This window comes from Microbacterium sp. Leaf351 (assembly GCF_001423825.1).
In the GTDB taxonomy this organism is placed as follows: Bacteria; Actinomycetota; Actinomycetes; order Actinomycetales; family Microbacteriaceae; genus Microbacterium; species Microbacterium ginsengisoli.
The window spans coordinates 8,999-11,482 of sequence record NZ_LMPK01000004.1 but is presented as its reverse complement, the minus strand read 5'-3'; the positions used below and the strand labels follow the sequence as shown (position 1 = coordinate 11,482).

The window sequence follows — 2,484 nt, the reverse complement described above, 5'->3', positions numbered from 1 at the left end:
GAGACGACGACCGGAACGAGGGCGCCGAACACGACCCACTGCAGATCGAGGGTGGCGGTGGGCCAGGCGGCCGCTCCTCCTCGTGCCGCCTGGGCGACGAGGCCTTGCACGAGGCGCAGGGCGAGTCCGATGACGACGCCGTAGAGCAGGTCTCGCGAACGGAATCGAAGGATGCCCCGGGGCGCCCCGTAGACGAAGCCGACGACCACTCCCGTCGCCATCGCGGCGAGCACCGCGACGTCGGCGATGAGGGTGCCGGTCGCAAGGTCAGTGGCGCTGAGCGCGGTGGCCGAGATGAGGATCGCGAGTGCCAGCGCCGACAGCGAGACGCCGAGCACGCGCAAGCCCCATTGGTGTCGGGTCGCGCGACGTGTGCTCACGGGGGAGGGTTCGTCGGTGAGCGGGTCGGTCACGCGGCCAGAGTACCGGCGCACGTTCGTTGCGTCGCGGTCACCAGTCAGAAACATGCGTTGTGGCAGGATGAAGCCCGTATCACCGGGGAAAGGCGCCATGGAGCTCAGCGACTACATCAGAGTTCTGCGAAAGAACTGGCTCGTCATCGTCGCCATCACCCTCATTGGGCTGGGGGCGGCCGCGGGCTACTCACTCACGCGGACACCCATGTACCAGGCCGAGGCGACGGTGTTCGTGTCGACTCAGCAGGGCAACACGGTGCAGGAGCTCCAGCAGGGATCGAGCTTCACGCAGGCGCGGGTGACGACGTACACGAAGCTCGTCACCCAGCAGACGGTCCTGCAGAAGACCATCGACAAGCTTCGGCTCTCCGTGACTCCCGACGAGTTGAGCAAGCAAGTGAGCGCGTCGAACGCGCTCAATACGACGCTCATTCAGATCTCAGCAACCGATCCGGATCCCGCGCAGGCCGCAGCGATCGCGAACGCCGTGAGCGCTAGCCTCACGGAGACCGTTCCCGAGATCGAGCCGTCCAGCACGTCGGGCGAGAGCCCGGTGAAGCTGACCACGACCACGACCGCGACCCCGCCGACCGCGCCCGTCAGCCCGAACGTCCCCCTCAACCTTGTCCTCGGCGGGATCATCGGACTTGCGCTCGGCATCATTTTCGCGGTCCTGCGGCAGGTGCTCGACAACAAGATCCGATCGATCCGCGATATCGAGAGTGTCAGTGATCGCCCGATCATCGGCGCGATTCCCTTCGACTCCAAAGCAGCGGAGCGACCGATCATCTTGCAAGCGGATCCGCACAACGCGCGATCCGAATCCTTCCGCGCACTGCGGACGAATCTCCAGTTCCTGGAGATGGACGGCGGCCATGTCTTCGTCATCACATCGAGCCTTCCGTCCGAAGGCAAGTCGACGACGTCGGTGAACTTGGCGATCGCGCTCGCTGACGCAGGCAAACGCGTCGCGCTTATCGACACGGACCTTCGCAAGCCGAAGGTTGCGGAGTATCTCGGTGTTGAGGGTGGCGCTGGACTGACGGATGTTCTCATCGGGCGGGCGCGATTGACCGATGTCATGCTTCCGTGGGGTCAGCGTTCGCTTTACGTACTGCCGGCCGGAAAGGTCCCGCCGAACCCGAGCGAACTGCTGGGGTCAGCGCAGATGTCGCAGTTGCTCGACGTTCTTTCACGTGAGTTCGACATCGTCATCCTCGATGCTCCGCCGCTCCTTCCCGTGACGGACGCTGCGGTTCTCTCGAAGGTCGCGTCCGCGGCGATTGTGGTGGTGTCCGCGGGTCGAACGACGAAGGGTCAGCTCGGTGCAGCGCTCGACGCTCTTGAGACCGTCGGCGCAAAGGTGGGCGGTATCGTCCTGTCCATGGTTCCGGTGCGTGGGCCGGACGCATATGGCTATGGCTATGGCTACGGCTACAGCTATGGATATGGCGGATATGGATCGACGTCCGCCTCAGCGAAGCGCGCGCGACGAAAGCAGGGGCGTCGAGCCGTGCCGACCGCTCCGCGTGAGGGTGACTGAGAGGTCGTCCGGCTCCCGCAGAGCGGTCCGCCGGCTCACATGGATGTTGATGATCGAGGCGCGAGGACGATGTGTTGCGCGACCGCGCGTGCGTGGCCCCGTACCCGACACATGTGCGACACAAGCCGACGGTAAGGTGCTCACCGGCGGATTCCGAGGTTCGCCACCTCAACTCAGCCGACGGGGAGGTTGACGTGACATCCAGCGTGGAGGCAGAGCTGACCGCTCAGAATGCAAATGACGACGCGTCGGCCGCGCGGAGCGCAGCTGGCCCGAACCGTGAGCGATCGAATCCGACGCGGCTGACCCCATCGTGGCGGACGGCTTATCAGCGCAGGCTCGCGATATCTGACCTTCTGGTGTTGGTCTGGGTGGTCTTCGGAACGCAGATCGCGTGGTTCGGTTTCGGCGACGTCCAGCTTGCCCTCGGCGAGCAGACTCAGCTCGACCCCGTCTCCTACTGGGCGTTCTCGATCGCTCTGATCCTCCTGTGGATGGGTGCACTCGCATGGTCTGACTCGCGTA

1 protein-coding gene and 2 pseudogenes are annotated in these 2,484 nt (G+C 64.9%); 2 read left to right on the top strand and 1 reads right to left on the bottom strand.

Annotation, left to right across the window (positions count from 1 at the left end; translation table 11 throughout):
* Window positions 1–413 (bottom strand): annotated as a pseudogene (locus ASG00_RS16415) (hypothetical protein); the annotation flags it as partial.
* 97 nt (window positions 414–510) lie between these two features.
* Here ASG00_RS16415 and ASG00_RS01950 point away from each other — a divergent pair.
* Both ASG00_RS01950 and ASG00_RS16410 read left to right on the top strand, forming a co-directional pair.
* Window positions 511–1,959, top strand: a complete 1,449-nt coding sequence (locus ASG00_RS01950) for a polysaccharide biosynthesis tyrosine autokinase (RefSeq protein ID WP_056206455.1) — start codon at window positions 511–513, stop codon at window positions 1,957–1,959.
* A gap of 194 nt (window positions 1,960–2,153) precedes the next feature.
* Window positions 2,154–2,484: pseudogene (locus ASG00_RS16410) on the top strand (sugar transferase); the annotation flags it as partial.

Bases quoted from the DNA above. Each gene is read 5' to 3' on its own strand.
- ASG00_RS01950 (WP_056206455.1), top strand. From the start codon at position 511: ATGGAGCTCAGCGACTACATCAGAGTTCTGCGAAAGAACTGGCTCGTC.